The organism is Aquabacterium sp. (assembly GCF_048860245.1).
GTDB lineage: Bacteria > Pseudomonadota > Gammaproteobacteria > Burkholderiales > Burkholderiaceae_C > Aquabacterium.
In genome coordinates, this window is record NZ_JBLIZW010000121.1 from 1 (window position 1) to 4,115 (window position 4,115).

Genomic DNA, 4,115 nt, shown 5'->3' on the forward strand with positions numbered 1-4,115 from the left:
GCCGGCGCGGGCGGGCGGGTTGCACAGGCCGCAGGTGAAGTGACGGGCGATTTCGTGCGGGTGGGTGATGAAGTGGCCACCGCACTTGTTGCACTTGGTCATGGCCAGCATGCCGGTGTCGACAAACTTGACCAGGCGCCAGGCGCGGGTCACCGACAGCAGGGGCTCCAGGCCTTGGGTCTGGGTTTGTTCCAGGTAGAGCTGGTAGGCCTTGATGACGATGTCGATCTCGTCCATCTCGGCGGCCTTGTTCAGGTATTCGTGGATGTTCATGAACAGGCTGGCGTGGATGTTGGGCTGCCAGGTCATGAACCAGTCGGTGGAGAAAGGCAGTTGGCCCTTGGACGGGGACTTGCCGGAGACTTCCTTGTAGAGGCGCAGCAGGCGCTCGTAAGACATGTCAGTTTCCGATTCCAGCACTTGCAGGCGAGCACCCAGGTTGATGAGGGTGATGGCGCGGTCGATTTGCTTGGCTTCGGTCAACAGGCTCTTGGTGCGCATGGTGGTCTCTCCGGTGGTCTGTCTGGGGTGCGGTGCGGGCGGCTTACGCGGCTTCCTGGTGGCGGCCGGCCATCAGGATCGAGGCGTGCAGGCGGGTGACCGCATCGTTGCCAGTCTTGCCATGGTTGGTCAGCAGCGACCACACCAGATCGTCGTCCACACGCATGCGGCACAGCAAGGTGTTGCTCGACGCAATCTTGAGCACCTGGGCGGGCGTCATCATGTTGATCAGCGTGGCCGTTTCCTCGGAGATCCCCAGGCGGAACAAAGCTTGCTCGCGGTCAGCGCGAATCAGGCTTTGGGCCAGCATCAGGTAAGACAGGTTGGCTTCGCGGATTTCGTTGAGCATCTGGTCGGCGTTCATGTCGTTCTCCTTAAGCGATTTGGAAAGCGGTTTTGCTGGGTCTCTTTTGGGTGTCAGCGATGGGCGTTGCTGGCATGGAATGAATTCTGGAGATCGGGTCTGTTTTTCTGAATAGGGCGCTCGCTGTAAGGCGCGTCAGGCGCAGGATGTCCGTCGTGTCAGAAAAAATCCGACAAATCACTTTTGATCGCTGGTGAAGCGAGGCAAACCACATCCAACAAACAGGCAGGTTCTGCCGTGTCAGTTCTCTTCTGTGCGAGAGGTGTTGGCATGGATCTGGATAATGCGTGGCACATCTGAAGGAGGAGATACCGCATGGCGCGTTTGCCGCGTTTGGGCTTGGCCGCCTGGCCGCATCTGGTGGTGCAGCGAGTGCATGAAGGGCAGGCACTTGTGCGCGATGACGTCGATCGGCAGGCGCTGTTGACCGCGATCCGCGAGGCCGCACGCCTGCATGGGGTGGTGGTCCATGCCTACAGCCTGTGCGTCAGTCACTTCACGCTGTTGGTGACGCCGGGCACCGAAGACGCCATCAGCCTGTTCATGCAGGCAATTGGTCGGCGCTATGTGGCGGGCTACAACGCCCGTCACGCCCGACTGGGGGGGTTGTGGGCCTCACGATACCGGTCCACGGTGCTGGATCCGGCCCGGTTCTTGCTGGATGCGATGGTCTTTGTGGAGACCGAAGGCCTGCGGTCCGGGCAAGTGCTGCGTGTCGAGGAGGATGCCTGGTCCAGTGCGCGACACCATCTCGGGCTCTGTACCGATGCGCTCATTGGGGATCACGCACTCTTTTGGGCGCTGGGCAACACCCCTTTTGAGCGGGACCTGGCGTGGCGTCGCCGACTGGAGGAGGGCATCTCGACCCGGTTGTGCGAGGACATGCAGCAAGCTGTTCACAAGGGGTGGGCGCTCATGGCGCCCGAGACCGCGCAGAGTCTGGAGGTCAGTGCGGGCCGCCGATTGACGCCCAGACCGCGCGGACGCCCCCGCAAAGTCCCGGCTGCTTGATCTGTCCCTATTTATTTGATGAGGCTGTCGTTGGTGTCTCGCTAAATTGATCTGACCCTATTTATAAAAACTTGAATCTGCGGGCAAACGCGAGTATCCTCGACCGTCCCCGTGTTGTTTTTCCACACTAACATCTGGAGCGCCCTCATGACCCAGGCGACTTCGGGAACGACGTTCCCTATCACCCCCGTGTCTGACGCAGCCACCGCCGTGGCCACTCGTCAGGAAATCCAGGCGGCTGCCGAACTGGGCATGTACGCCAACGCCGAGCATGACGCTTGCGGTGTGGGCTTCGTCGCTCACATCAAGGGCCAGAAGGCGCACAGCATTGTTCGCCAAGGTCTGCAGATCCTGGAAAACATCGACCACCGTGGCGCCGTGGGTGCTGACCCGCTGATGGGTGACGGTGCGGGTCTGCTGATCCAGATCCCCGACGAGTTCTACCGTGCCGAAATGGCCAAGCAGGGTGTGGAGTTGCCTCCTCCCGGCGAGTACGGCGTGGGCATGATCTTCCTGCCCAAGGAAAGCGCTTCTCGCCAAGCCTGCGAACAAGAGCTCGAGCGCGCCATCAAGGCCGAAGGCCAAGTGCTGCTGGGCTGGCGTGACGTGCCCGTGGATGCCGACATGCCCATGTCGCCGCTGGTCCGCGAAAAAGAGCCCGTCATCCGTCAGGTCTTCATCGGCCGCGGTCCCGACATCCTGGTGCCCGATGCCCTCGAGCGCAAGCTGTACGTCATCCGCAAGACGGCTTCCAGCAAGATCCAGAGCCTGAACCTGACCCACGGTTCCGAGTACTACGTGCCCAGCATGTCGTGCCGCACCATTATCTACAAGGGTCTGTTGCTGGCCGATCAAGTTGGCAAGTACTACAACGACCTGAAGGACGAGCGTGTCGTGTCGGCCCTGGCGTTGGTGCACCAACGTTTCTCGACCAACACCCTCCCCGAGTGGCCGCTGGCTCACCCCTACCGCATGGTCGCTCACAACGGTGAAATCAACACCGTGAAGGGCAACTTCAACTGGATGCGCGCCCGCGAAGGCGTCATGAAGTCCCCCGTGCTGGGCGACGACCTGAAGAAGCTGTACCCCATCAGCTTGGAAGGCCAGTCCGACACCGCCACGTTCGACAACGCGCTCGAACTGCTGACCATGTCCGGCTATCCTCTGGCGCAAGCCGCCATGATGATGATCCCGGAAGCCTGGGAACAACACGCCACCATGGACGAGCGTCGCCGCGCGTTCTACGAGTACCACGCGTCCATGATGGAGCCATGGGACGGTCCTGCCGCCATGGTCTTCACCGACGGTCGTCAGATCGGTGCCACCCTGGACCGTAACGGTCTGCGTCCCGCTCGTTTCATCATCACCGATGACGACCTGGTCGTGCTGGCCTCCGAATCCGGCGTGCTGCCCATCCCCGAGAACAAGATCGTCAAGAAGTGGCGTCTGCAGCCTGGCAAGATGCTGCTGATCGACTTCGAGCAAGGTCGCATCATCGAAGACGAAGAGCTGAAGGCGCAATACGCTTCGGCCAAGCCTTACCGTCAATGGATCGAGAACGTCCGCGTCAAGCTGGACACCATCGATGCCAAGGGCTCCGTGGGCGAGTTCTCCGAGTCGCTGCTGGACCGTCAGCAAGCCTTCGGCTTCACGCAGGAAGACATCAAGTTCCTGATGGCCCCGATGGCCCAGAACGGCGAAGAAGCCACTGGCTCCATGGGCAACGACTCGCCGCTGGCCGTCCTGTCCGACAAGAACAAGCCGCTGTACAACTATTTCAAGCAGTTGTTCGCCCAGGTGACCAACCCCCCCATCGACCCCATCCGTGAAGCGGTGGTGATGTCGCTGGTGTCCTTCATTGGTCCCAAGCCTAACCTGCTCGACATCAACGCGGTGAACCCCCCGATGCGCCTCGAAGTGTCCCAGCCTGTGCTGGACTTCGACGACATGGCTCGCCTGCGCAACATCGAGAAGCACACCGGCGGCAAGTTCAAGCCTTACGAAATCGACATCACTTACCCTGCTTCGTGGGGTCATGAGGGTGTGGAAGCGCGTCTGGCCTCGCTGTGTGCAGAAGCAGAAGATGCTGTTCTGCAAGGTATGAACCTGCTGATCGTGTCTGACCGCAAGGTGTCCAAAGACGCCGTGGCTATTCCGGCACTGCTGGCAACTTCCGCAATCCACCAGCATCTGGTGACAAAAGGCCTGCGTACACGCACCGGTCTGATCGTGGAAACCG

The 4,115-nt window shown here is 60.9% G+C and carries 4 protein-coding genes; 2 read left to right on the forward strand and 2 right to left on the reverse strand.

Translation table 11 applies throughout. The features are described from left to right. Both flhC and flhD read right to left on the reverse strand, forming a co-directional pair. Positions 1 to 501 (reverse strand): flagellar transcriptional regulator FlhC (flhC, locus tag ACMV18_RS13865; protein WP_420818329.1); only part of this gene is annotated, 501 nt, incomplete at its 3' end. Positions 502 to 544: 43 nt separating this feature from the next. After that, positions 545 to 865, reverse strand: coding sequence for a flagellar transcriptional regulator FlhD (gene flhD / locus ACMV18_RS13870; RefSeq protein ID WP_374255479.1), 321 nt, complete (start codon positions 863 to 865; stop codon positions 545 to 547). A 315-nt stretch (positions 866 to 1,180) separates the two neighbouring features. Here flhD and ACMV18_RS13875 point away from each other — a divergent pair, with 315 nt between their 5' ends. Beyond that, entirely contained in the window at positions 1,181 to 1,876 is a 696-nt protein-coding gene (locus tag ACMV18_RS13875) for a transposase (protein WP_374255477.1), read from the forward strand. Between the two features lie 252 nt (positions 1,877 to 2,128). Beyond that, on the forward strand, positions 2,129 to 4,115 hold a 1,987-nt coding region (locus tag ACMV18_RS13880; RefSeq protein WP_420818330.1), incomplete at its 3' end, for a glutamate synthase central domain-containing protein.

Coding starts and splice junctions, on each gene's coding strand:
- flhD (WP_374255479.1), bottom strand. CDS start 865: ATGAACGCCGACCAGATGCTCAACGAAATCCGCGAAGCCAACCTGTCT.
- ACMV18_RS13875 (WP_374255477.1), top strand. CDS start 1,181: ATGGCGCGTTTGCCGCGTTTGGGCTTGGCCGCCTGGCCGCATCTGGTG.